Origin of the sequence: Candidatus Cloacimonas sp. (assembly GCA_035403355.1) — a bacterium.
In the GTDB taxonomy this organism is placed as follows: domain Bacteria; phylum Cloacimonadota; class Cloacimonadia; order Cloacimonadales; family Cloacimonadaceae; genus Cloacimonas.
The window spans coordinates 1-26,751 of the sequence record DAONFA010000032.1 but is presented as its reverse complement, the minus strand read 5'-3'; the positions used below and the strand labels follow the sequence as shown (position 1 = coordinate 26,751).

At 40.2% G+C, this 26,751-nt stretch carries 17 protein-coding genes; 5 read left to right on the top strand and 12 right to left on the bottom strand.

The window, feature by feature from the left end; all coding sequences use genetic code 11:
• Positions 1-314 precede the first annotated feature (314 nt).
• The 5 genes from PLE33_07815 (at position 315) to PLE33_07795 (ending at position 9,552) form a co-directional block, all read left to right on the top strand.
• Positions 315-1,448, top strand: a complete 1,134-nt coding sequence (locus PLE33_07815; GenBank protein HPS61151.1) for an AAA family ATPase — start codon at positions 315-317, stop codon at positions 1,446-1,448.
• Positions 1,448-2,119, top strand: coding sequence for a DUF4276 family protein (locus PLE33_07810; protein ID HPS61150.1), 672 nt, complete (start codon positions 1,448-1,450; stop codon positions 2,117-2,119). The genes PLE33_07815 and PLE33_07810 overlap by 1 nt, the downstream gene beginning before the upstream one ends.
• Before the next feature lie 177 nt (positions 2,120-2,296).
• Entirely contained in the window at positions 2,297-4,801 is a 2,505-nt protein-coding gene (locus PLE33_07805; protein ID HPS61149.1) for a DEAD/DEAH box helicase, read from the top strand.
• A gap of 243 nt (positions 4,802-5,044) precedes the next feature.
• The gene (locus tag PLE33_07800; protein HPS61148.1) at positions 5,045-7,180 is read left to right on the top strand and encodes an SUMF1/EgtB/PvdO family nonheme iron enzyme; all 2,136 of its coding nucleotides are present in this window, start codon (positions 5,045-5,047) and stop codon (positions 7,178-7,180) included.
• Between the two features lie 131 nt (positions 7,181-7,311).
• Positions 7,312-9,552, top strand: a complete 2,241-nt coding sequence (locus PLE33_07795) for a FlgD immunoglobulin-like domain containing protein (protein HPS61147.1) — start codon at positions 7,312-7,314, stop codon at positions 9,550-9,552.
• Positions 9,553-9,987: 435 nt separating this feature from the next.
• Here the strand turns inward: PLE33_07795 and PLE33_07790 are convergent, their stop codons facing one another.
• The 12 genes from PLE33_07790 to PLE33_07735 all read right to left on the bottom strand — a co-directional run bounded on the left by PLE33_07790 (position 9,988) and on the right by PLE33_07735 (position 26,562).
• Positions 9,988-11,445 carry a Do family serine endopeptidase gene (locus tag PLE33_07790; GenBank protein ID HPS61146.1) on the bottom strand — a complete coding sequence of 486 codons (1,458 nt, stop codon included), beginning with the start codon at positions 11,443-11,445 and terminating at the stop codon, positions 9,988-9,990.
• Between the two features lie 347 nt (positions 11,446-11,792).
• Positions 11,793-18,446, bottom strand: a complete 6,654-nt coding sequence (locus PLE33_07785; GenBank protein HPS61145.1) for a carboxypeptidase regulatory-like domain-containing protein — start codon at positions 18,444-18,446, stop codon at positions 11,793-11,795.
• A gap of 313 nt (positions 18,447-18,759) precedes the next feature.
• A complete protein-coding gene (locus PLE33_07780; protein HPS61144.1) occupies positions 18,760-19,374 on the bottom strand; it encodes a regulatory protein RecX in 615 nt (204 codons plus the stop codon).
• Complete coding sequence (recA, locus tag PLE33_07775; protein ID HPS61143.1) at positions 19,346-20,401, bottom strand: recombinase RecA; 1,056 nt, start codon at positions 20,399-20,401, stop codon at positions 19,346-19,348. The genes PLE33_07780 and recA overlap by 29 nt, the downstream gene beginning before the upstream one ends.
• Positions 20,401-20,970 carry an RNA 2',3'-cyclic phosphodiesterase gene (gene thpR, locus PLE33_07770; protein HPS61142.1) on the bottom strand — a complete coding sequence of 190 codons (570 nt, stop codon included), beginning with the start codon at positions 20,968-20,970 and terminating at the stop codon, positions 20,401-20,403. The genes recA and thpR overlap by 1 nt, the downstream gene beginning before the upstream one ends.
• Before the next feature lie 5 nt (positions 20,971-20,975).
• Positions 20,976-21,458, bottom strand: coding sequence for an adenosine-specific kinase (locus PLE33_07765; protein HPS61141.1), 483 nt, complete (start codon positions 21,456-21,458; stop codon positions 20,976-20,978).
• A 452-nt stretch (positions 21,459-21,910) separates the two neighbouring features.
• Complete coding sequence (rsmD, locus tag PLE33_07760) at positions 21,911-22,459, bottom strand: 16S rRNA (guanine(966)-N(2))-methyltransferase RsmD (protein ID HPS61140.1); 549 nt, start codon at positions 22,457-22,459, stop codon at positions 21,911-21,913.
• A gap of 86 nt (positions 22,460-22,545) precedes the next feature.
• Entirely contained in the window at positions 22,546-22,713 is a 168-nt protein-coding gene (locus tag PLE33_07755) for a hypothetical protein (protein HPS61139.1), read from the bottom strand.
• Complete coding sequence (locus PLE33_07750) at positions 22,713-23,288, bottom strand: hypothetical protein (protein HPS61138.1); 576 nt, start codon at positions 23,286-23,288, stop codon at positions 22,713-22,715. The genes PLE33_07755 and PLE33_07750 overlap by 1 nt, the downstream gene beginning before the upstream one ends.
• Before the next feature lie 538 nt (positions 23,289-23,826).
• Positions 23,827-24,789, bottom strand: coding sequence for a sensor domain-containing diguanylate cyclase (locus PLE33_07745; protein ID HPS61137.1), 963 nt, complete (start codon positions 24,787-24,789; stop codon positions 23,827-23,829).
• A gap of 67 nt (positions 24,790-24,856) precedes the next feature.
• Positions 24,857-25,369: a ferritin gene (locus tag PLE33_07740; GenBank protein HPS61136.1), complete on the bottom strand. Its 513-nt coding sequence runs from the start codon at positions 25,367-25,369 to the stop codon at positions 24,857-24,859.
• On the bottom strand, positions 25,366-26,562 hold the full coding sequence (locus PLE33_07735; GenBank protein HPS61135.1) for an FprA family A-type flavoprotein: 1,197 nt from the start codon (positions 26,560-26,562) through the stop codon (positions 25,366-25,368). Before PLE33_07735 ends, PLE33_07740 begins: the two co-directional genes overlap by 4 nt.
• Between the last annotated feature and the right edge of the window lie 189 nt (positions 26,563-26,751).

Sequence of the window (26,751 nt, the reverse complement as noted above, 5' to 3'; positions counted from 1 at the left end):
GAGCGCTACGTTCACATCGTAGAGGTCACTGGTTCGAATCCAGTATCACCCACCACTTTTTTAATTTTAGAGAGTGAACACGATGATGAATTAAAATGTTTCTTTACTATAGAAACAGAGGATGTTAAAAAAAATCTATATCTACAGAACTGTTTCCCAATTTGAATTATGCAAACTGACAATTAAAAAAAGGTGACTACTTGAATATATTGAGCAGAAACCGGAATCCTAATAATTGGAATACCTTTTTTAATGAAACTGGATATATTATTTATAACGATAAGCAGCTAAACAGCTAAACTACAGGAGTAATAATGGCTAAACCCAGAATTAAGCTGAAAAGAATGTCTCTTAAGGGATTTAAGTCCTTTGGAGAAAAACAAACATTAGAGTTTAAAGACGAGACCTTATTAATTGGAGCAAACGGTTCCGGCAAAAGCAATATTATATCTTTCTTCAATATGCTGAATTATATGAATGAAACAGAATTTAATAGTTATGTTGAGCAGCAAGGTGGTGCTAACATAATTTTATATTATAGCGCTAAAAAAACTCAATTTATTGAATTTGAAATAGAATTTGAAACGGGTAACAAAAGCAAACTTGAGAATATAACTTATTTAGCAAAAGTCAGTTATAAATTACCTGACAACTTATTCATTGAAAAGCCAATATATATTATAGAACAAGACGGGAAAGTAAACACATTGGATACCAATAAGTTACCTGTAGATGAGGCAGGAAAATCAAGCTTAAGGAAGGATTTTAGTGATGTAGCTAAAAATATTGATATGTTAATTCATAATTGGCGGGTTTTTCAGTTCAGTGATACTTCCAAGGAATCCCGGATCAGGCAAGCAGGTTATATAATGGACAATAAAGGGTTAAAAAGCGAGGGAGGAAATCTTGCCGCCTTTTTATATTCCATAAAACAAAAAGAACCTCAATACTATGATAGAATAGTTAATCAAATTAGGGCAATATTTCCCCAATTTGGAGATTTTGAATTGCAACCTTTACGGCTAAATGAAAATATGATTATGCTGAACTGGTATGAAACGAATTCCGATTATCTTTTCGGTCCGCATCAGCTTTCTGACGGCACTCTCAGATTTATAGCATTAACAACTCTTTTACTGCAGCCGGAAGAAACAAGACCTTCCGTAATTTTTATAGATGAACCGGAACTGGGTTTACATCCTGCTGCCATAACAGCTTTGGCAGGAATGGTTCATACCATCAGTCCCTATTGTCAGGTTTTTCTGGCTACACAATCTGCTCAGTTGCTAAATCATTTTAAGCCGGACAGCATAATGGTTGTTGAACGAGACAGGCAGAAAAAATATAGCGTAATTAAACAGCTAAGTGAAAAAGAATTGAGGGTCTGGTTAAAAAAATATACCTTAGCTGAACTCTGGGATAAGAATGTTTTGGGGGGAAGACCATAATGAATTTACATTTGTTTGTGGAAGGGCAATCAGAAGAAGTTTTTGTTAATCAGGTTATAGCACCCTATCTGCTTAACTTTAATATATTTACGGATTGCAGATGTGTGCAAACAAGTTTTGATATAAAAACCGGTAGAAAATATAAAGGTGGCTTGGGAAGCTACATTAAATTCAAACGGGAGATTTGTGTTGCCTTAAATCAATTTACTTCTTCTCAAGAAAGGTTTTCCACTTTTATTGATTTATACGGTTTGCCTTCTTCATTTCCAGCTTATAATATAGCAAAACAAGCAACTACAGGTATTCAACAAGTGAAAATCCTGGAAGAAGCAATTAGTAAAGACCTCAACGACAATAGGGTTATTCCCTATATTCAACTTTATGAATTTGAAACAATTATTTTGTGTGAACCCCAAAAACTCTCTTTGGCATATATAAATAACAGTTCCAAAATACAAAAATTGATTAAATCCATTGCCGGAATGGAACCTGAAGAAATTAATAATGGAGCAGCCACTGCTCCGTCCAAAAGAATTAAAAGATTTATTCCTGAATATAATAAAGTGTTTGCTACAAGCCAAGTAACCCCGAATATAGAGCTATCTCTAATACGAAAAAGATGCCCGCATTTTAACGAATGGTTAACTAAACTGGAGGCAATAGGTAAATAATGGCGAGAACCAAGCTTTTACAGAAACATACATCAAAACAGAATTAATGTTAGTGAAAGATTTTATCGTTTTTTATGGTTGACGGAGACATCAGCCATCCGAAAAACTTATCCTTGACCTTTACTGCCACAGTGAAAATTAGGTATATGCAAAAGGAACTTGGGAAAAAAGATAGCAGTGAAACAACAACAGACACAAATTGAGGACTTTATCAGAGCTTTTAAGCAGGAAAAGCGTTTTGCTTCCACAATTGTAGCTGAAAACATAGAATCCGCTAAAGCTGCGCAAACAGATTTGTATCCTGAGGGTCTTTTACCTCCGGTGCAGAATTTACTGATAAACAGTGGAATAGAAAAGCTTTATATTCATCAGGCAGAGGCAATTAAAGCTCTTTTAGCAGGGAAAAATGTAGTTGTAAGTGCCGGGGTTGCCAGCGGGAAAAGTTTGGTTTATCAATCAGTTATCTTAAACAAGATAGTGCAAAATCCGCAAAGCAGGGCTTTACTTCTTTTTCCTGCAAAGGCATTGGCACAGGATCAGGCACAGAAAATGCAGACCCTTTGCAAAGAGCTGAACAGACAAAATTCTGCTATACCTGCAATTATAAATGGTATTTACGATGGCGATACAGCAACGGATTTACGGGGAAAACTGCGTAAACAGGCAAATATTCTTTTTACCAATCCTGATATGTTGCATTTGGGTATTTTACCGAATCATACTTTGTGGAGTACATTTTTCTCTCGTTTAGCTTATGTGATAATTGATGAAGTGCATATTTACAGGGGGGTTTTCGGTTCGCATACGGCAAATGTAATCAGGCGTTTGAAACGCATAACTGCTGTTTATGGTCAAAAACCGCAGTTTATTTTTACTTCCGCTACTTTAGCCAATGCGCGTGAACTTGCTGAAACCCTTATTGAAGAGCCGGTTGTGTTGATAGATAAAGATGGCTCTCCTAAAGGAGAAAGGCATTTTTATATTTGCAATCCCCCTGTTATTGAGCCCGCTTTAGGCATCCGGAGAAGTGCTACCCAAGAAATTAGCAGTATTGCCAAAGGTTTATTACAAACAAATTTACAGGCACTTCTTTTTACCGGTAGCCGACGCAGCGTGGAACTCATTTTTCGTTATTTAACCAGTGATCAGAAATTGGCAGATAAAATCCGTAGTTACCGAAGCGGTTATTTAGCTGAAGAACGCAGAAAAGTGGAAAATGATTTGCGTACTGGTAAAATCGGTTTAGTTATTTCTACCAATGCATTAGAGCTGGGAATTGATATCGGAGGTCTGGATGCTATCCTTTTAAATGGCTATCCCGGAACAATTTGTGCCACCAGACAAGAAGCCGGTAGAGCAGGTAGAAAAGGAAATCCGTCTCTTTGTATTTTGGAAGCAAGCGGAAATCCTTTAGACCAGTATATTTGTCAGCATCCCGAATATATTTTTGCTAACAACCCGGAACAGGCATTAATAGACCCCGATAACAGCGAAATTTTACGCCTGCAACTGCTTTGCGCTATCAGTGAGATGGCTTTGAAAGATGGCGAAAATTTCGGTGCTTTAAGTTTCGCTGAAATTCAAGGTCACCTCTTTGCCCTTATAGATGAGGGTTTAATAAAACATATCGGTAACCGCTATATTGGTTTGAGCGGAAAATATCCTGCTGGGGATGTTTCTTTACGCAATGCGGGAAATCAATTTCAAATTCTGGCAGATGACGAATTAGTCGGTTGGGTAGATTCCGGAAGTGTAAAATGGATGACACATCCTAATGCCATTTATCTTCATCAGGGTGAAACCTGGGTAGTTAAAGAACTGAATGCAGAGCAGAAGAAAGTGATTTTAGAGCCCGTTCAGGTAAATTATTACACGCAGGCGACCCAATTCACTGAAATTGCCTTGAACAAGTTATTGCGCTTAGAAAATGTTACCGGAGGCAGAAAACACTTTGGGGAAGTGACAGTTACCAAAACTATAACCGGCTTTAAACGCTTGCGGTTTTGGACAATGGAAGTTTTGGATCAGGAGGAACTTGACCTGCCACCCGAAATTATGCAGACCAAGGCATATTGGATTTCCCTTTCGGAAGAGACGGTGGAAAGAATCCGTGAGCAGGGTTTGTGGAATAACGATAAAAATGATTACGGTAATAAATGGAAAGAAAGATGTGAACAAATTCTTCAGCGAGATAATTATCATTGCCGGAATTGTGGAGCTACAGAGGATTTGGAAGTTCATCATATAATTCCTTTTCGGCGTTTTGAAGAACCTGACGAAGCAAATGAGCCAAATAATCTTGTTACTTTGTGCCCACGCTGTCATCGTTTAGCAGAAGCAAGAGTGCATATTCAAAGCGGTTTATCTGCCTTGGCTTATCTGCTGGGTAATTTGGCACCCTTTTTTGTAATGTGTGCCCCTCAGGATTTGGGAGTGCATAGTGAAGATAAATCACCCCTGGCACTTGGCAATCCGGTAATTGTTATTTATGATAATTTTCCCGGGGGAATAGGTCTCAGCCGGAAATTGTATGAATTGCATAGTCAACTTTTGTATGCAGGGATGGATAGAATTAAGGGTTGCAGTTGTGAAAACGGCTGTCCTGCCTGCGTGGGTCCTGTAGCGGAAAATGGTATTGGTGCAAAGAAAGAAGCGTTGGCGATATTGCAAGAACTGATATAGAAAGGAAGCATAAAGCATCAAAGAACCCAATGTCTTCTTGCCCTTTTGTTTTTTCAAACTTTTAACTTTTTCATTGACAATTTTTTAAGAATAAATAGCATTGCTCCCAGTTGTATAAGAGCTGGAAAATGTTGTAGGCGAAGCTAATTTGCTAATTAGAAGGTCAATTTGCTTACAACGGAATTCCGACTATAATATTATCAGAGATATTATAGCAGAACCACTTTAACAAAGGAGGTGGTTATGAAATATGCAGTATCAGTTCTGCTGCTTATTATCTGCTTGAGTCCCTTAGGGGGTATGCGCAAGGCATTAGTAATTGGCAATGCCAATTATCAGGAGCAGGTTTTGCGTAATTCCGTAAATGATGCTACGGATGTATATAATGTTCTGAAAGAGATAGGTTTTAGCGTTACATTACATACCGATCTTAATCGTGAGGGTTTTTACAATGCAATAGGCGATTTTGTTACTACGCTTACTCCTTCTGATGAAGTGGTCTTTTTTTTCAGTGGTCATGCCGCTCAAATTGAAGGCAAGAATTATCTTATTCCGGTGAATGAATATATTGTCTCAGCAACGCGTTGCGCTTATCTTTCTTATGATACTTCAATGCTTTTGGAGGAACTTAGCAGAGCCGGGGTCAGCATTGTGATTTTAGATGCCTGCAGAGATAATCCCTTTTCTTTTTCGCGTTCCATTAGAAGCGGTTTAGCTCCGATGACAGTTTCCGCCGGTTCGCAATGTGTAATTTTTGCTACGGGACAAGGAAAAACTGCGGCTGATGGAGAGGGCAGAAACAGTCCTTTCACGGAATCCCTGCTTTCCAACATTAAAACACCTGGTATTAAAATTACGGACTTCATTCAAAAAATAACCAATGATGTAGCCATTAAAACGCAGGAAAAGCAAATTCCTTACAGCACGGGAACTTTGAGGCAGGATTTTTTCTTTGTTAAAGCGGAGCCCATTACTCCGATTGCTCCTTATTCTCCACCTCCAGTTCCGCAAGAGCCAAAACCGATTGTGCCTCAAGAATATGGAAGTGTAAAAGTGAAAACCTCTTTCGGGGGCGATTTGTATGTTGATAGTGAACTCCGGCAGAGTTTATTTGCCGGCGATCAGGCAATCGTTAAAGATATTCCTGTGGGTGAGCATGAACTTATGCTTAAAAATCCCCGGGATACAATTATCCGGAGAGTTCGGGTGGTTAAAAATCAAGTTCTGATGCTGGATTTTGATGCTCCCGATACTTACATAGAAGAGCCCAAAGCAATTCCTGAGCAAGAACCAGCTTATCCCAATCAGCAAAATATGCCTAAAGATAATAAGGCAACAGAAATAAATACTTTTTCTCCCTTGCCCCCACCCACAAATAAGGTCACAACCGGCAACGGTATTTTGATTATTCAAAGCCCTTATACCGTTGATTTTTTTTTAGGGGGTAAGTTCTATGGCAAAGTGGAGGCAAAAAAAGCCCAAAAATATGTCTCCGTTCAGGCAGGAACATACACCGCAGAAGCAATTTACCGAAACAGTTACTACCGAAAAGACATTAAAGTTTACAATCGTGAGACCACGAAAATCACTCTCACTACAGACAATTTTTCCGATATTTCGGATGGCTTGTTCTATATTTCAGGGGGAACTTTTCAGATGGGAACCCATTTTCTCAATCGTAATGAAGATGAACGCCCCCGGCATGAAGTTCAGCTTCCCCCTTTTATGATGAGCAAAACGGAAATCGGACAGAAATTATGGACAGAAGTTATGGGCTATAACCCTTCTGAAAATAAAGGTGACAATTTACCCGTTACCAATGTATCTTTTTATGAAGCGGTGCAATTCTGTAATAACCTTAGTTCCCGTAGCGGTTTAACTCCCTGTTATAAAATTGATAAGACCAAGCCCGATCCGGATAATCTAAGCAATTTGGATACTTTGCGTTATATTGTTACCTGTGATTGGAATGCCTCCGGTTATCGTTTACCTACCGAAGCAGAATGGGAATATGCTGCCCGGGGTGGAGATATTTTGAATAAATTACAATTTGCAGGCAGTAACGATGTATCCGAGGTCTCCTGGAATATCCGCAACAGTGAAAATAAAACTCATCCTGCAGGAACCAAAACTCCCAATCAATATGGCTTATATGACCTTAGCGGTAATGTTTATGAATGGTGCTGGGATTATTACAGCCAATACTACAGAGAAAAAATGTTCCATCCCAAAGGTTCTGAAAAAGGTGTTTATCGCATTGCCCGAGGGGGCAGTTTTAATAGTGAAATTGATGCTTGTTCCATCACTGCGCGCGGAGGTTTTGCTCCCAATTTTAAAGGCAACAATCTGGGCTTTCGGGTAGCGAGAAATTTTCATTAGTGCTGCCATTGTATATGGAAATTGGGTAATCGGAGCTTGCCAAAGCTGTGCAAGTATATTATTACAAAGATAAAAAATGCGTAGGAAGGGCGTGCTGAGGTTATTAAGAAAAAAAAATTAAGGATAAAGCGATGAAAAACCTTTCAGTTATCTTCTTGGTGCTAATCAGCGTAACCCTTTTTGCTACGGATAGAGGGTTAACCGTTAGTGAAATTCCGGTTTCGGATGAAGTAACTTCCATTTCTACTCCCGTGGAATCATTAATTATAAAAGAACCCGTAGCAGCAGCTGAAGAATTTTCTGCAGCTCGGGACTGGGATACTTTAGAGGAATTGGATTTGCGCTTTCGGCTGCCGGCAAAAGGGCAATATGGTATGCAGTTTATGGATTTTTCTTTGAGCGGGCAGCCCTTTGGAGCTCCTGGATGTCTTTCCGAAACTGCATTTCAAGCTGTTTACAAAGCTCCCGAATGGTTACAGACAGAGCTGGCATCCGTTTTGGCAGAACTGGAAACTGATAAACAAACCCTTTGGGCAAATTTGATTCTTAACACGCAAGACCCTTATGTGGATGAGATATCTTTCTGCATTGCCAATTCTTCTCCGCAGTATTTAAATTCCGAGTATGCCTTACCGGAGCTTTTTACGGAGAATGCTCAATTGCTTTATTCCATTGCTCTGGAGCTGCCTTATGTGGAAATTATAGATTCCGGAAACGCCCTCAGCGGAGGAGATTATTATTCCACAACCCGTTACTGGAAGAAAGATGCTTCCGGTGAAATGCAACAAGTTACTGTTCCCAGAGAACTTTACTACTGGTCTATCGTTCATCTCAAGATAACAGATGAAATTCCTGCTTACATCAATCCGGTTGTTATAGAAAACAATTCTTCGCACAACAATAACATTGCTCCTCCTCCCACGGGCAAATTCTGGCGCGGATATTTATACAATCTTCAGGAAGGAGATTATCCCGTGCTCCGGGACACTTTAATGCAATGTCAGACACTTTTCAATCGTGACGGAACCGGCAATGATGCTATACGCACAATTCAGTGGTGGATAAATCAACTAATGAGCTTTACTTCCAATAATGAAAGACCTCATCAACCGGTGAGGATTATCACTAAACATATCGGACGCTGTGGAGAATATGCTGATTTAACTTCCGCCGTAGCGCGTTTGGCTCTAATTCCCTGTGCCAGTGTTTTATCCTTATCTTTAGACCACACTTGGAATGAATTTTGGGACGAATATTGGGTTGCCTGGGAACCTGTGAACGGTTATATTGATAATCCTTTGGTTTATGAAAACGGCTGGGGTTATGACTTTGGCACTGTTTTTGATATTCGTTCCGACGGATTGTTAACTCCTGTAACCAATAGATATTCTGAAGGTGTTGCTAATATTGTTATCCAAGTTACCGATGCCAATTTACAGCCCGTTGATGGAGCAAGAGTAATTCTGGCAATTTTAGTGGACAGCAGCCGCTTTGATTGCGAACAATATACCGATAATAATGGAATTGCCACTTTCGTTGTGGGAGAAGATAGAAACTTTCGTGCCCGAGTTGAAACCAATTTTGGCTTATTTCCCGAAATTGCGGGAACTTACACTCAGTTAATCACTAATTCCGTTGCCGGGGAAACCTATCAGTATATATTAACAATTCCTTCAGTTATGCCGGTTCCTGCCTTAACTGAATTACCACCTCCAGCTGATCCTCTTGAGGACTACCGCTTTAGCGCCACTTTTAATAGTGACGGATATTACATTACCGGGCTTACTTTATTTGACGATATCTATTCGCTGGGTGTGAGACCTCTGCACTATAAATATGTGCAGTCACCTGGAGAAGTTGCTTATCTGGTAATGGATAGCGATAATATCCTCTTTTGGCAACTGGATAGTTTTGGCTCAGGATATAACCATTTAGGTCCTGCAAACTCAGCATCAGGAATTTTCAGTATTCCTTGCGGTGCGGACTGGTATGCATTTATAGATAATTCTCATCACCATCGGAATGCTGTTAAAGTAAATGGAACTTTGCTTTTGCAACATTCAGGAACGGCTGTTCAGGATGAAACAACGCCTGCCGCAGCACTAAAATTTACTTCTTACCCCAATCCCTTTAATAAAACAACTTGTCTGTCACTTACAGCAGCTAAAAATTGCCAGGCGGATATCGCTATTCTGAACCTGAAAGGGCAGTTAGTTAAAACCTGGCAAAAGGAATTGATTCCTCAGGGAAATTACACCATAAACTGGAACGGAAAAGATAACAACGGCAAACAAGTGAGCTCCGGAGTTTATTTCTGGAAGGTGCAAAGCGGGGATAGCGCGTTTTCCGCTAAAATCTTATACCTCAAATAGCTTATATACATTTCACTATGAATGTATATAACACCAGAAAGCGATAAAAAAAATCTCTGGTGATTTTATTCTTTTTCTGCTACTAAATATTTGTTAATCAATTCCTGTTTTTTTGCGATATGCGGCGGATGAGATTCCCGTATCGTTCCCATATCGCGATATGAGAACGATACGGGAGTCATATTGGAGGGTTATTGAAAAAATTTCGGGTTCCGAGGATATGTAACAATGGACAATGCAACCAAAAAATTGGGAAAATAACAAACAAGTAAAGGAGTCACTACTGCATTATTTGGGTTTGATAATACCCTTTTTCTATATGCAGAAGGCGAATTCTGAAATCCAATTAACAAAGCGGTAAATTACTTGTTCCGGAAGAAAACAAAAGTGGAAGGTTACGGAACCTTCCACTTATATTTATTCGCTTAAAGAGTGTTACTCAAATTTTAGGATGAGGATAAGAGGTTGATTATTTGTATCCAACACATAGAGGCGGATGGTCTTTCTATTTTCCTTTTCCATATTTGTTTTGGCTTTTTCCAGTTCGGTGTTAAATTCCTTCGGGCTGTTTACTTCGTTTCCTTCAATTTTCAGGATTACATAACCCACTTTCAATCCCGATTTGGCGGCGGCAGAATTCGGTTCTACTTTTGTTACCACAACTCCTTTATCGCTTTTTATATTCAGGCGTTTGGCAATAGCGCTATCAATTCCTTCCACAGTAATTCCTGTAGCCAGAGTGCCTTTTGTGGAATCCGTTGCGGCTATGGTATCTTCAGGATATGCTTCCAGGTTTACTTTCACGGTCATTTCTTTTTTATTGCGCAAGATTTTTAAGGTTATATCCTGTCCAACTTTAGCTGTAGCAATGGCGATCCGGAATTTGGGAACACTGGAAACTTTCTGTCCGTTAATTTCCAGAATAATATCTTCAATTTGAAGTCCCGCTTTTTCGGCTGGAGAATCCTTTTCCACTTTAGCCACAAGAACTCCGGCAACTTCGCTCAAACCGTAAGAATCCATAATATCCGGGGTTATTTCCTGAGCCAGAATTCCAATATAGGCGCGCGTAACTTTTCCGCTGGCAACAAGATCTTCCACAACTCTCTTGGCAAGATTGATCGGAATGGCAAAACCGATTCCCACATTGCCTCCATTGGTGCTTGCCATAGCAGAATTGATGCCGATAACTTCTCCTTTAATATTTAGTAAAGGACCTCCGCTATTACCACTGTTGATGGCAGCATCGGTCTGAATAAAATCCTGATAAAGAGGAGAATTATTACCCAAATTAAGATTGGCTCTGCTGGTTGCAGAAATAACTCCCAGGGTAACTGTTCTATCCAATCCTTCGCTAAAAGGATTACCTATGGCAATTGCCCATTCTCCTATTTGCAGCTTATCGGAATCACCCAAAGGGGCAACAGTAACTTTCTCCTTTTCCTTCACAACTATCTTAATTACAGCTACATCGGTATTAGGGTCTAAACCAACTACCGATGCTGTATAAACTACTTTATCAGCCATCGTAACTGTAATTGTTCCTTCTCTACCTGATTCCACTACATGGTTATTGGTTAAAATAAACGCTTCGCGGGTATTGGGATTATATTCATAAATAAAACCGCTACCTAAAGAAACGATGGGACGGGTCTGCTCCTGAGGGAAATCGAAGAATTGACGGAAAAAAGGATCATTGAAAAATGGATTAGCATAATTCTGTACCGTCACTTTTGCTTCTACCCTAATTTGAACTACTGCTTCACGCACATTTTTAACTACCTCAACCACAGGATTTGTTCCATAAGGGTCAAGCATAACATCTTTGGCGGTTGCGCAACTCATCAGCATTAGCGCAACCATCATCAGGACAATTTGTTTCCCTACTTTCATAATTAAATCTCCTTCTTTTAGATGTAGATTATACATTTATTATATACAAGCGAAAGAAAAAAATACTGCAGTTAAAACCCTTCAATATTCAAAATCAGAATTCCATATATCCAAATCGGGATTTATAGTCAAGCGGAAAATGAAGTTTATTGGTTAAATCCAATGCTTATTTTGATTAGGCACTAATTGTGGAATGATGAACAACATCAAAGCCACAAAAGATAGCATTATAACAATGCCAAAAACACTATCCTTTCCTGGCAAACAGAATTCATTATAGATACAAAAAGGGGAGGAAATAACTTCCGTCCCCTTTATTTATATAAGGTTTATTTAGCCGATTGTGCCTATTCCATCAGCAGCATTTTACGCGTGGAAACATAGTTTCCTGCCTGCAAGCGATAGAAATAGATACCCGAAGAAAGGGCATTGCCTTTATCGTCTCTGGCATTGAAAACAACGGTATAATGTCCGTTTGTTTTTTCAGCGTCCACCAATGTTCTAACCCGTTGTCCTTTTAGGTTATAAACCTCCAAACGCACTTTACATCTATCCACAATGGAATAGGAAATAGTTGTTTCGGGATTGAAAGGATTAGGATAATTTCCTTTCAGTTCTGTAACTACTGCCGGTAAATATTCATCTTCGTTAGCAACCGGTTCCAACACAAAGTTCAAGGTAGTGTTTTGATTGGGCAAGACAACAACCCCGTCAAATGTTCTGGGCTGATAACCTGTTGCTGAAGCGGTTACGCTGTAAGTTCCAATTGCCAGAGCAAGAGAATAAGCTCCAACGGAATTAGTAGTTGCCGAAACCCCTGCAGCGGTTACAGTTGCACCCTGAATGGGCTGATTGTTCTGTTTACGCACAAAACCGACAATATTTCCCATCTGCGTTTCTTTTACAAGGATATTGGAAAAAGAAGGAACTGAAACGACATTGGCAGTATAAACGGCTCTCACAGCCCAACGGTAACTTCCATTGGGAAGTGCGGTCCAGGCAGAATCAACTGCTGCCAGGTTAGTTATCAATTGAGTGTTTAGAGGAGTCCAGGTATCAGGTATTGTTTCATTTCCGCTAATCAAACGCCAGACCTTGTAACCCTGTAAAGTTCTGTCGGAACGAGCTGGAGCTGTAACCTTATCTTTTAGGGCAGGAATAATTTCTCTATTGCCATTAATAGCTGCACGAGAAGGGCTTGGAGCAATAATATTAGCAACAGCATTCTTTGTTAAAGCAGTTTGGGAAGATGCAGCAATCAGTTCTGAACTGTCAAATTTTACCATATCAACTGCACTACCAATAAAAAGATCATCTATAAACCAGGAATACCAGAGTCCATCATTTGAAGGAGGATCGTCTGCCTCAAAGGCAATTTTGATTTGCTGTCCTCCGTATAAATCCATATTCAAAGTAATTGGAGTGGCGTAGTAATTCCAGCCCCCGGTTGCTGTAGTAGCATCATACAAAACAGTCCAATTTGTGCCATTATCGGTAGAGACCTTGATGTAATAATGATCGTTATAAACAGAGCCCCGATAAATATAGGCATCTACACTAAGATGAGCTGCTGGAGGACAATTGAAAGTAGGAGTAATTAACCATTCATCCTGATGAGTATAAGTCCACCACAAACCGGCTTGATAATTTCCTTCCGGTGGATTTACAGGATTTCCTCCTGCATTCACAGTTCCAAATCTACACCAGGTTGGTAAAACCCCGGGAATAACTTCCGTTCCTGTATTATTGATGATTTGAGTCCATTGCAAAGGCGGAAATGCAGTTCCTTCAAAACCTTCAGTTACATCTACTGCTGTAGGATCAGGTGCCTGCCAGGTAAGATTTACTTCAGTATAAGTATCATTTAAAGCAGCAACAACTCCAAAAGGTGCATAGGCAACTTCATTGATAGTGATGCTGCCCATATTAAAGTTCGTTGCTCCTACATTCACTGTTCCCGTGGCAGCTGTATAACCGGTTGCCATAATTGTGTATGCATATTCCTGATTGGCATACACAGCGGGAAAACTGAAAGTTCCGGTAGCAGAGCTGGTTGTCTCATAATTTTGATAACCAACCAGGTATATTGATGCACCGGCAATTCCAGTTCCGGTATCGCTGGCTAAAACAGTTCCGGTTACAGAGACCATAGGCATTGGTTGCATTGTTACATTCAATATTTCGGTTTCATCTTCTTCAATAGTTACATTGATGCTTTGAGTAATGTAGCCGAACTTGCTGAATTGCACAGCATAATTATTCGGAAGGATATTGGCAATGTGATAATGACCCGAAGCGTCTGTAACCGTGCTATAAGTAGTAGTAGGAATATTGACGGCTACTCCTTGTAAAGGAATATTTCCGGTAGCAACAACAGTACCATCCAAATGTCCCACTCCTCCAGGAATCACGATTAAAGTGGTCTTGGGAAATTGACCGGAAACAGTTCCATCGGTAGGAAGATTTGTGGGGTCATAAACAGTAGTATCATGATACAAACGACGGGAACGGCCAGTATTCGTTGCATCCGTTTGTGCCTGAAAATCATCACTGCTATTGTGATATACAGTTTCATAAGGTCGTTGCACAAAGATTACCAGGTTTTCTAAGTTCAAATACAGATAGGGAGTAGTAAAAGGAATAGTGATAACATTATCCCCGACAGGGTAGTTGATATTCCCGTCAAAAACAAGAGTTAATTCTGAAATTGGAATCCAGGCATTAGCCAACGAAGTTAAAGTGGTAGTTCCAATCCAGACCTTTGTAGGCATATTGGGCAGATCGGTATAGAAGTTATTATAGAACTGAATACCGGTAATCTGACCCATAAAGTTACTCATTTCGGAAGGATAGTAAAGCCCTTCATAAATACTGTTTCTATAATACATATCTACAGGCATACGGGCAAACTGACCGCCTGTGCCAATCGTAATCATAAAGACCCCGGAAGGATTTACCAGGATACTTAAGTTAGGGGTTTGGTCATTGGCACTATTTGTATCTCCAGTTAAGAATACTTTACCGTAGAGAACCATTGCACCCTGTTCTGAAGGAGTCCAGTTAACTTCTACATCCAAAACCTGATTAGGATTGATGGCAGGACCGGGAACACTTGCCAGTTCGGCATCTCCACTCATCAGTTTTACTGTGTAGCTGCCTGCTGGCTTTGCTTGAGTTCCCACATTCTTAATTCCAATTGTATAGGTAGAGGAAGTACCTGCCGTAGGAGTAAGCGAACCAGTTATAGTATTGGCTGCCATATCATTTCTCAGGATAAGCATCCGATTGGAAAAGCCAGCAGGACCAAGTAAGTTATTAGAATAAACACCTTTCACAGCCCAGCGGTAATTTCCGTCCGGTAAAGTTCCCCAGGAAGTATCAATAAAGGTTGTATCGGTTATTGTATTGGTAGTTAGCGAAATCCAGCTATCTTCATTAGTTTCGTTACCGGAAATAAACCGCCAAACCTTGTAACCATATAGAACACGGTTATCAGTTCTGCTATAATCACTACTCTGAATTGTTCTTTGAGGTTCTTGTAAAGCAAGTGCATTGGCTACTTTAGCTGCTTCTATTTCACTTAAACCTTTTAAAGCAGGAGGCATAGTAGGTAAAGACGATTTGGCAAAAGTAGTTTGAGCGGTTCCTACATAAACATCATCTATATACCAACCGGCATAGTTAACTGTTGTTGTTGCCCACATCTGAAACTGAATTGTTACTTCAGCCATACCGCTATAAGCGGAAAGGTCTATAACTCGTTGCCTCCATTGGGTTCCTGTATAATCCCAAGAAGGACCCCAAACCAATGTTCCGTTAACAGAAACCTGACAATAGTCAAAATTGCCGAATACATTTTCCCAGCTCCAAAAACTTAGCTGGGCATTGGTTATCATACTTAGATTGAAGGTCTTAGTCAAATAATTGAAGCCACCGGAATTATTGTAGTTCGTATTTATCTTAGTTCCCCACATCCCTGTTCCGGAATGAGCTGCAGGAGGTGGTGTAACATTTGCTCCAGTATAAGTAGGTGACCAGTTTGCTACATCATAAGTATTAGTCCATTCAAAATCACCTAAAGGATTTGTCCAGTTGGAAGAAGGAACCCAACCACCATCATCAATTTCAAAATCTTCCAAACCAGCTCCGGTTCCTGTTGATCCGGGAGGACGCCAAGTAAGTGTAACCTGGGTTTGAGCAGTATTTTCCACTGCCAGTATTTGCACTGGAGCTTGGGCAAATTCACTCATAACCAGGGTTCCCATATTTACACTTGTGGAGCCAACTACCACGGTTCCTGTCAAATCTGCATAACCAACTGCCTGAAGAGTATAGGTATAGGTGTTTCCGGATAGGACACCGGGGATAGTAAAATCTCCATTAGCATTGGAAGTGCCTTCATAATCCAGAGGTCCGTCCAAAAATATATGAGCATTGGCAATTCCTACTGTGGGTTGATCACTACCGACAATATGTCCACTTACAGATACCGTGCTGGAAGATACTAAGCTAATGTTCTGCACCGTATTTTGGTTTTCAATAATGGTTACATTCACTGTTTGTGTTTCATAACCAAGTTTAGAAGCAGTTAAAGTGAAGTTCCCAATAGGCAGATACTGGAAATTGTATTCTCCTGTAGCAGAAGTAATACGGGTGTAGGAATAATTGGCATTACTTACTTGAATTAAAACATCGGCAACAGGAGAACCGCTACTGGTTACTGTTCCGCTTAAAGAACCCATTCCCGTTACCACAAAGGTTAAAGAAGTCATGGGAAAAGTTCCGGAAAGGGTTCCTGCAGCAGAAGGATTCAGCGGATCATAAGTAACTGTATCTGATACAAGTTTACGAGCACGGTTAGTACCCACTGTTTGAGCTCTGAAATTATCACTGCTGCTAAAATACTGTGTATCCATAGGTCTATTGGCATAGAGAACAAGATTACCACCGGTATAGAGATATGGTGTTTGCAGCGGAACTACTATTGCATTTTCTCCGTTGGGAAAGTTTAGAGTGCCGTCATAAACCAGGGTTAAATCATTCAAAATCCAACCCGCACTCAAATCAACCAAATCAGTTGTTCCGAGCCACAGTTTTACAGGTTTATCAGTTAAATTGGTAACAAAGTTATTGTAGAAAGTAATCGCGGTTAAATTTCCCATTACTCCAATTTCATCCTGATAATACAGGGTTTGGAATAAACTGTTTTTGTAGAAGAATTCCCAGGGGATACCTTCAGCAAGATTGCCTTCGCCAATAGTTATTACAGTGGCTCCTGGAGGCATAACAGAAATATTCATAACCGGTGAATTATCGTTAACAGGATTTACATCACCGGTAAGAACTACTTTGCCATAAATGCTCATCGGTCCTTCCGCAGTAGGTGTCCAGGTAACAGTAGAGGAAGCAGTTGCTCCAGCTGCAATGGTTGGTCCGGGAACACTTGTCAATTCCGTATCTCCACTCATCAGTTTAACTATATAGGCACTTTGGGTAGCAGTTCCCCAGTTTTTAACGGTTACCGTATAGTTTGAGGCATTGCCTACACTGGGAGTAACATTTCCGGTTACAGAAAGGGCTGCCAAATCGTTAGGAGCTATCAGTTCCAAGCTGATATCATCCAGATACAAAGTGCGGCTTGTTCCCCCAAGTCCATGTTTGAAAGCAACAAAGCGTCCGGTTCCAGTGTAGGTAGTTAAATCCACCACATATTCTGTTAGTGTTATGGTAAGAGCAATGTTTTGAACTTCCTGATAGGTAGCCGGGTCTGTCTGATTAGCCAAAACCCCTACCGAAAGAGGATAGCCGGCACTGCTGGAACGAGCCCAGAATTTAATTCTTACCGAATGAGGATCAAGAGCATCTCCAATAACCGGAGCTACCAGCATAACGGTAGCATTGGCATCTGTAGAATTATAGAGACGGATACAGTTTGGTTGGCTGTGAGCATAAGTTGTAGAAGCAAAAGTATTAACATAGGCAGTAGTTACTGTTGCCTGCACGATACTTGTCCAATCAAAAGGTAAATCCGGTGGGGTAACTGTATCCCAATTTTGGTAATAGGGAAGGGTATTTACAATGGGCTCACCGTGTGTAGTGAAACTCCAGACAGGGCAGTTAATCGCATCTCCTATAGCATTATAGGGAGTAACCTTCCAGTAGTATGTAGTGTTAAGATCAAAATCCTGAGGCGGGTCATAAGTTGTAAGCAAGTTCAAATTCTGATTGTTCAATATGTTTGTAGGCGGATTATTGGTTCCCAAAGAGAGCTTAAAACCGGAAGGGGCACCTCCACCACTATTCCAATTTAAATTTACATCAGGATTAACAAGGGTAGCTCCATTGGCGGGAGAAACCAAAATTGCCGGATTGGGAGGATTGGTAACTATAAGAGGAGCCATAATAAATTGCATATTGGAACGGTTTAGGGCAGTTGTTCCGGTTAAGGATGTAGAAGCATCAACACTATCACTTTGATAACGCAGAGAGCTATTGAAAGTTGTTGCAGAATAATAACAAGAGGCATTCTGTGTATAATTTCCGGGTATTAAAGTAGTAATAATATCCACAATGAGGTTGGAAGCACCATCCCAATTAAAAGGAGTAGTGAAAGTATGCACATTCCAACCCGTTACAGGCATAAATTCTGGTGCGTTCCAAACAGTTGTATAATCCCCTACTTCAAAAGTAGTGCTCAGGGTAGTTTGAGTTGTGCTTTTTAATTTAATTGTGTAGTTCGGCATCGGACTACAATTATTTAATACACTGACATTGAAGGCAATAGAAGTGATATTACCGGCACCTCCACCGGCATCATTCAATTCGGATGCCAAAACTAAAAACTGTTGATGAAAGTTCTTATAATATGTGCCGTAGGGAGTGGGAACTCCTGAAGTAGTATTAACTGTAGTTCCACTTCCGATAGTAACCAAAGTTTGAGCGGAAAGAATTCCTCCCATACTCAGCATTAGGGCAAGAATAGCTAAAAATAAGCGTTTCATAACCTTCTCCTTGAGTTTAGTTATACTTGTTAAGGGATAAACACAACCGGAGTAAGCAAAAATATTACGCCCGGTTTGAACACACACACTATCGCATAAAATCATCCGGAAACTATTTGTTCACTAATAATAGTTACGGACAAAACCCATATCTCTGCCTAACGGGAAGCAATTTTTATACCCAAACAATAGAATAGTTACAGTAGAATTCCCTTTCTCCGTTATATTAGAGAAAGTGCGTTATCCTTCTGTTATTTCTGTATTTTCTATCTTATTTCTGTGTTTTTGTAATTTCCGGGTAAGCAGAAATCAGTCACTTTCTTTCCTGCCAGGCGCTGTGAATAGCATCCAAATCAAAACCTTTACGATAGAGGGCAGCAAAGACCTTTTCTTTTTGTTTGTTAAGGGGCAAATCGTGATAGCGCAATTGCAGGATTGTCATTTGTTCCTGCAGGTTTTCTTTTTCTTCTTCCGGATTGCAGATTGCGTTTAGTTTTTCTACCCATAAATCCGTTGGCAGACGGGTTTCTTTCAGTTTCTGTCCTATTGCCCGTTTGCTTTTTTTTCTTTCCAGCAGGGAACTAATCAGGATTTGCACATAGCGTTCATCGTCTATATATTTTTTGGTTTGGAATTCTTTAAGCAGGGCTTCAATCATTTCGGGCGGATATTGTTTCCGGGCAAGGAATTGTTTGCATTCCAGGGAGTTATGTTCTCTATCCGCAATATATTTCAGCAGTTGCCGGCGGGCGTTATTTTCCACAAGGGAAAGCAGTTCTTTGCCTTGTTCCTCGCTAATTTCACCGGTAAAAGGAATCGGGAAAAAAGGAAGGAGGATTCTATCGGCAAGAATCCCCCTCACTTTACTGTCTATAATTACTACAGAATTTTTAGCGTTTTCAGCTTTCTTCAAGATCTTCAGATTCATTATCATCAGAAGTAAGGTTAAAGTCCTCAGGGTTCAATTTTTCCCTCAAGTTGGTTTCAATCTCTTCCAGCAGTTTGGGATTTTCAGTTAAATAAAGCTTGGTTTTATCAACTCCCTGAGCCAGTTTAAGGTCGTTGTAAGAAAACCAGGAACCGCTTTTCTTAATTATATCGCGCTGAACAGCCATATCAATAATAATATCCAGTTTGGAGATACCCTGACCAAAAATAATGGGGAATTCCACAGTTTTAAAAGGAGGAGCGAATTTGTTTTTCACAATCTTCACTTTAGTGCGTGCTCCGATAACCTGTGAATCGGAGCCCACATCTTTAATATTAGCTCCATGGCGAACTTCCAGGCGCACGGAAGAATAGAATTTTAAAGCAACTCCTCCGGTTGTTGTTTCCGGATTCATATAGGGTCCCGCACCGATTTTCATTCTGGTTTGATTGATAAAAATAACTGCCGTATTGCTTTTGGAAACGATGGCAGTTAATTTACGCAATGCCTGGCTCATCAATCGTGCTTGTAAACCTACATGGCTATCTCCCATTTGACCTTCAATTTCCTGTTTGGGAACCAGGGCAGCTACCGAATCAATAATAATTAAGTCAACGGCAGAACTGCGGACCAGGGTTTCCGTTATTTCCAGTGCCTGTTCACCTCCATCGGGTTGAGAAAGCAAAAGGTCGTCTGTAATTACCCCTAAGTGTTTAGCATAAAGCGGGTCAAGGGCATGTTCCACATCAATAAAGGCAACTGTTCCACCCTGTTTTTGACATTCTGCCGCTATGTGTAAAGCCAAAGTTGTTTTACCGGATGCTTCAGCACCGTAAATTTCCGTTATTCTGCCTTTGGGAATTCCTCCTATTCCTAAGGCGATATCCAAATTGAGAGCTCCGGTGGAAATTACATCAACCACCTGCTGAGGTTTATCTCCCAGGCGCATTAAAGTTCCGACACCGTATTTTTTTTCCAGTTGCGAAATTGCTGTTTTTAAGGCAGCATCTTTGTTTTTATCCAGCATTAATCCTCCGGCTGTTCATTTAAGTTATATTTATTTAATATCGTATATTGCGGACCTTCAGGATACAATTGGCTTTTAAACAGGCAAAGACAGTCAAAATCCAGAGGTTCCGAAGTTATTTTACTACTCATTATTTCTCTTTCCAAGGCAGGTGACAGCGATGCTTTCAGCCGTGCCAGAGTGATGTGTAATTTCATAGGTTTTTTATCTGCTTCAATGCCTCGGGTAGAAAGCTCTTTCAGCAGGCGTCTGTTTAGTTTGAAAATCCCGTCGCTTTCGCTGGAAAGCTTCAGCCATAAAAGATGGGGATTAATTGCGGGAAAAAATTCCAAGCCCTCGGCACAAAAACTGAAGGGGGAAAGACCTTCCCATTCCTTTTCCAGAACTTCTTCTATAACCCTAATTTCCTGTGGTTGAACATCTCCAATAAAAAGCAGGGTTAGATGCAAATTTTCCGGTTTTACCCAATTTACAAAAGGTGGAGTTGCTTTAGCATATTTGTTAATTACACTTCCCAGTTCACTTTTCAAGGGCTTAGGTAATTCCAGGGCTATAAAAGTACGAATCATTATTCTTAACGTTTATAGCCAATATCCAAAAGGAATTTTTTCCGATGTGTGATATCGGTATCCAGTTCTATGCCCTTAGGTGAAAAACCATCTATAACGCCTAAAATTCCACTTCCCTGCTCTGTCTGAGCTAAAATCACCTCTACCGGATTGGCTGTAGCACAAAAAATATTCACCACTTCCCGACAGTCCTTCAGCGCTTGCATAATATTGATAGGGAAAGCATTACGCATAATAATCAAAAAACTGTGCCCGGCACCCAAACGAAACATATTTTCCACCGCTATCTCTATCAGTTCATTATCCGTTCCTTCTTTACGAACTAAACAAGGACCCGAGGATTCACAAAAAGCTAAACCAAATTTGATTCCCGGAACACTGGTAACAAGGGCTTCATAGAGGTCTTCCACTGTTTTAATAAAATGGCTTTGACCTAAAATAATGTTACAATCAGAGGGAAACTTGAGTGCTTCTGTGATTATTTCCATTATGTGTTCTTCCTTCTAACTCAGATATTCTTACTTAACCCTAAAAAAAAACAAAATAGGAATGTCAAGGAAAAGTTTTCTTTCAGATTTCCCAATTTTTAAAAGCAGGGTAGTATTAGTTGCAGAGTAAAAAAAGGATTAATGGAATAGAAGGTTTAGAGGGTGGAGAGGGTTTTAAAGCCCTAAGGGGGACATCATAATGCTGAACTCCCGGTCAATCATCTCTTGCATTTTAATTAGTTCATCCGGAAAGTTGACCATCTCTTGCATTTTTTTCCCCTTACCGATATTTTTTCAGCAACAATAATGCCTGGTTTTCATTACCTCATTGTTTCCGCTATGCAGTTAAGAAGATTCCCGTATCGTTCCCATATCGCGATACCGGAACGATACGGGATTGATACAAGAAGCATATCCCCACCAAGAAAGGAATATTTTCTTGGGGGAAAAATTCACCCTTCCTCCTGCATTGCTCTCAACCAGGTAAAATGGGTTCTCTTATTGTTTTTTTCCTTGGTAATATAAGGCAGAAAATCCTCTGCGATAATTTCCCGCGGTGAATGCTCTGCAATAATAATGCCTTCTTCGTTCAGGAGGGACTTCTCATAGATACATTTCAAAGCAGGGTTAATTAAATTCTTTTCATAAGGCGGATCAAGGAAAATGATGTCGTATTTAGTATCGCAGGTCTTCAAATAGGCATCCACTTTTTTTCGCCAGAGATGACAGCTCTCGGAACACCCTAATAGAGCTATATTCTTTAAAATAGTATTGATGGCAGCCGGGGCAAATTCTACAAAATCCACCCACTTGGCACCTTGTGAAAGTGCCTCCAAACCTAAAGAACCTGTTCCGGCAAAAAGGTCTAAAACCCTGCAACCTTCATAATCTTGAAGAACACTGAAGATTACTTCCCGATTGAAGGAAGTGGTAGGTCTGGTGCTCATACCAGGCACTAAAAAAAGATTACGTCCCTTATAAATACCCGTTATAATACGCATTTTGGTTTCATCCCTCTATTAGAAAATTATTCACATAATTGCCCTACCTGGGCAAACAGGAATCCCGTTACGCTATAGCCGGGAAATCACTTATTCTTCAGCTTTTTACGCAGTCCTTTGAATTTCAATTCCAATTGCACAGGATAAGGATCGTAATAGGGACAGGCAATAATTAAGGTAAAAGCTTTTTGTTTGCAATCCCTGTAGCAGCTTACGCAAAGAGAATTGAAGTCCCCGGGGTCTTTTTGTTTCATCAGGGTTGGGATTTCAGGTTTTGCATCTCCAGAAATAGCGTTACCAGATCACTCAGCTTAACATCGCTGATTTTTTGGCTTTTATCAAATTTAGCGAGAATAGCAATCAGGAGGTCTTGAACAGTGTATTCACCAATATTACTGCCTTCGGAAATTAAATTTAGCTGTGCCTGCTGTTCAATCTCCTCCAACATTTTGATTAGTGCTTCCAGCTCGGAATCATCTGCTAAAACTTCATCCGGCATAACTTCACTGAAATCAATTTCTGAACCCTGCATTCCATCTATAAGCTTTTCCCGCGCTTTAGCCAAATTAGCAAAACCCTGATGATGCAGAATTTTTAGATAAGCAAGCTCTTCCGGAGAAAAAAGCTGTTCCAGACGAGGGTCATAACTGCCATTCGGATCATTTAATATACGCAAATGCAGGTCTTCTATCTTTTCCCGTAATGCGGGCGATGAATCATTGTTACACATTAGCTCATAAGCAGCCAGAGCATCATAAAATTGATCCTGCTCTTCAAATAATCTGGCTAAGGTAAGAGTTGGCTGCCAGCTGCGTGAATTTGTCTTCATTTATATTCTCCCGATTTTTTTATCCTGTGAAGGACAACTTGCGAATTGTTGTTTTTGTGTCAATTGCTTTCTTGGGGGATGAGGTTTACAGCGGGCACACTGAAAAACAATGAGGATAACAAGAAACGAGAGATTATTTTAGCCACCGAGGACACCGAAAACACCGAAGAATTTTTTTTACAAAGATGAAAAGAGAGTAAATTGAGAATTGAGAATGTAGTGAGATGGTGAGATAGTTTATTTTAGCCACCGAGGACACCGAAAACACCGAAGATTTTTTTACAAAGAGAAAAAGAGGAAAAGAGAAAAGAGAAAAGAGAAAAAGAGGGTATCGTAATTCCGGAAGAACGATGTCCTCATCGTTCCCCTGGCAACCGAGCTTTTTCATTATCTCTAACCCCCATTCCATCTCGCCATCTCGCTATCTCGCTACTCGCCATCTCGCTATCTCGCCATCTCGCCATCTCGCCATCTCGCCATCTCGCTACTCGCCATCTCGCTATCTCGCTATCTCGCTACTCGCTATTTCGCCATCCCGCTATCCCTCTTGAAACAGCACCACCTTATTTTTCCCGCTTGTTTTTCCTTCATATAATGCCTGGTCTGCCTGTTTTACAAGTTCCTTGCTGTCAGGATGATTATGATCATCATAATAACAAATACCGATGGTAATGGTTACTTTAATGGCATTCCCCTTATAGTCAATGGTCATTTCTTCCACGCTTTTCCGAATGCGCTCTACAACTATCATTGCTCCTGCTTCAGTAGTATCGGGGAAAAGAAATAAAAATTCTTCACCTCCCCAACGGCATACGGAATCTGCTATTCTTATTTTCTGCATAAAGGTTTGCGTTAGTTTAACCAAAACTTTATCGCCGCAATCGTGTCCATAAGTATCGTTCACCTTTTTAAAATCATCTATATCAGTCATAGCAACCGCAAAACCGCGTTGGATATCTACATAGCGAATGCTTTCTTTAAGCAGCATTTCTTCCATTACCCAGCGGTTATAGAGCCCGGTTAAAGAATCATACTTTGCCTTGCGATTCAGGTTCATATTGGCATCCGTTAGTTCTCTGTTCATATTTTCCAAGCTTTGAAACAGTTCGCCTTGCACTTTTTCGGAAATAACCTGCATATCTATATTAACAAAGATATCCAGAATACCCGTTACTTTTCCTGAATCATCAAAGAGGACAGAGCTGTATAGATCAGTCCAAAAATAGGTGCCATCCTTGCGTTTATAGCGACGCTCTTTACGCATATTGGAAACAGTTCCGCTGGCTAATTTATCAATTTCCCGGGCACAATTCTGTTGCTCTTCAGCAGGGATTATATCTTGAACATTTAAGGATTTGGCTTCGTTACTTGTCCAACCTAAGGAATCGCACCAGGCAGGATTAACAAGGATAATATTACCCTTCGTATCAGTAATTTCCATAGCCACTAAAGCATTATAAAAAACTCTGGCATAAAGGTCTTCTTCTTTCCAGGATTGCATATTATCTCCTTTTTTATCCTGTGAATTAAAATAACGCGGGCAGACAAATCAGCCCTGCGTAGTTAACTTATTGGGTTACGACAGGAGGCGTAAAAACTCTTTTCCCCAGCTCGCTATCCAGAGCTAAGATAGCTTGTGGATCATTACCGATAAAATGCAAACGGCGCACAATCTTCTCAGCGGATGCTTCTTCTTCCACTTGTTCATTAACATACCAATCCAATAAACCCTTCGTGGCAAAATCCTTTTCCTGGATAGCTAAATCCATAAGGTTATTGATACTTTGGGTTACAAACTGCTCATGCTTTAAAACGGCGGTAAAGGCATTCAGCGGATTTTCAAAATTAACTTCCGGCTGAGCAATGGCTTGCAACTCTACTTTGCCTCCGCGGTCTATCAGATAGGTAAAGAATTTCATAGAATGAAAGTGTTCTTCTTGGCATTGCACATTCATCCAATTGGCAAAGCCATCCAGGTTTTGAGCGGCAAAAAATGCCTGCATACTTAAGTAAAGGTATTCGGAATAGAGCTCTTTGTTTATTTGCTCATTGATGGCTGTTTCCATTTTCTTGCTGATCATTGTTCCTCCCTGCAGGTCTTTATTTGTTGGCGTAAATTGTTTTTTATTAGATTTAGTTCTTCCGAATCGGGAATATATTGCACCTGAATCGGTTCCAGCATTGTAAAACCACATTCTTTGGGGTCTCCTAAAAGCTGGTGAATAATAGGAATGCTTTGCCCACCCCAACCGTAACTTCCAAAGGCAAGTCCAATTTTATTGCGCGGGGAAAGTCCTTTCAAATAATAAAGAAAAGCAGCTACTGTAGGTAATATGGAACTGTTTAAAGTGGGAGAGCCAACTGCAATAAATTTGGCATCCAGCACCGCAGTCATAATATCCGAAATATGATTGGTCTGCAAATTTAACATCTGAGCGTTAATACCTTCTTCTTCAAAAGCAGAGGCAATAGTGTAGGCAATTTTTTGAGTAGATTTCCACATCGTATCGTAAATAATTAAAGCTCTATGCCTATCTGCTATATTATGTGCCCAATTATGGTATGCAGAAAGAATAACGGGAATATTTTCTGCTGTCCAGATAACGCCATGACTGGGACAAATCATATTTATATCCCATTTTCCGGCTGCTTCCAAAACTTTCTGAACCTGTTTAGAATAGGGCAGAACAATATTGGCATAATACTTTTTTGCTTCTTCCAGAACGATTCCCGAAGGAATGTCTTTGGCAAAGCGTTCATTTGAGGCAATATGCTGACCGAAACCATCGTTGGAAAACAGGATTTTCTCCTCCGGACAATAAGTAAATTGATTATCAGGCCAATGCACCATCGGAGTTGTTAAAAAAGTTAAAGTCCTTTTCCCGATTTTGAGGGTATCGCCGCTTTTAATTTCTCTAAAGTTCCAGTCCTGTTTAAAATGCCGTTTCAAGCATTTGATACCATTGGCATTGGCGTAAAGTTCCGCTGCGGGAATTAGTTTTAAGAGTTCCGGTAAACCGCCGCTATGATCCATCTCCGAATGATTTTGAATGAGGATATCAATCTTGGAAGGGTCTATAATATCGCTTATCCGGGCTATCATTTCTTCATAAAGATAACTCTTCACATTATCAATGAGGGTAATTTTATCATCAATAATCAGATAAGCATTATAAGAGCTGCCTTTTTGAGTTAAGTAACCGTGAAAATTACGCAAATCCCAGTCAATGGCTCCAACCCAATATACATTTTCTCTTAATTTGATGGCTTTCATCGCTATTTCTATCTCCTTTTTTTCCGGAAGAACGATGTCCTCATCGTTCCACTGGCAACCGGGCTTTTTCTTTATTTCTTATCTTACTGTAACGAAACAAGCGTAAGAAGTGGTTGACCAGGAGGTCAACCCTCCGGAAGAACGATGTCCTCATCGTTCCCCTTTTCGGAAGAACGATGTCCTCATCGT

Bases quoted from the DNA above. Each gene is read 5' to 3' on its own strand.
- thpR (HPS61142.1), bottom strand. From the start codon at position 20,970: ATGATTCGTACTTTTATAGCCCTGGAATTACCTAAGCCCTTGAAAAGT.
- PLE33_07750 (HPS61138.1), bottom strand. From the start codon at position 23,288: ATGAAGACAAATTCACGCAGCTGGCAGCCAACTCTTACCTTAGCCAGA.
- PLE33_07785 (HPS61145.1), bottom strand. From the start codon at position 18,446: ATGAAACGCTTATTTTTAGCTATTCTTGCCCTAATGCTGAGTATGGGA.
- PLE33_07795 (HPS61147.1), top strand. From the start codon at position 7,312: ATGAAAAACCTTTCAGTTATCTTCTTGGTGCTAATCAGCGTAACCCTT.
- PLE33_07735 (HPS61135.1), bottom strand. From the start codon at position 26,562: ATGAAAGCCATCAAATTAAGAGAAAATGTATATTGGGTTGGAGCCATT.
- PLE33_07810 (HPS61150.1), top strand. From the start codon at position 1,448: ATGAATTTACATTTGTTTGTGGAAGGGCAATCAGAAGAAGTTTTTGTT.
- recA (HPS61143.1), bottom strand. From the start codon at position 20,401: ATGCTGGATAAAAACAAAGATGCTGCCTTAAAAACAGCAATTTCGCAA.
- PLE33_07800 (HPS61148.1), top strand. From the start codon at position 5,045: ATGAAATATGCAGTATCAGTTCTGCTGCTTATTATCTGCTTGAGTCCC.
- PLE33_07755 (HPS61139.1), bottom strand. From the start codon at position 22,713: ATGAAACAAAAAGACCCCGGGGACTTCAATTCTCTTTGCGTAAGCTGC.
- PLE33_07765 (HPS61141.1), bottom strand. From the start codon at position 21,458: ATGGAAATAATCACAGAAGCACTCAAGTTTCCCTCTGATTGTAACATT.
- rsmD (HPS61140.1), bottom strand. From the start codon at position 22,459: ATGCGTATTATAACGGGTATTTATAAGGGACGTAATCTTTTTTTAGTG.
- PLE33_07740 (HPS61136.1), bottom strand. From the start codon at position 25,369: ATGATCAGCAAGAAAATGGAAACAGCCATCAATGAGCAAATAAACAAA.
- PLE33_07780 (HPS61144.1), bottom strand. From the start codon at position 19,374: ATGAATCTGAAGATCTTGAAGAAAGCTGAAAACGCTAAAAATTCTGTA.
- PLE33_07745 (HPS61137.1), bottom strand. From the start codon at position 24,789: ATGCAATCCTGGAAAGAAGAAGACCTTTATGCCAGAGTTTTTTATAAT.
- PLE33_07815 (HPS61151.1), top strand. From the start codon at position 315: ATGGCTAAACCCAGAATTAAGCTGAAAAGAATGTCTCTTAAGGGATTT.
- PLE33_07790 (HPS61146.1), bottom strand. From the start codon at position 11,445: ATGAAAGTAGGGAAACAAATTGTCCTGATGATGGTTGCGCTAATGCTG.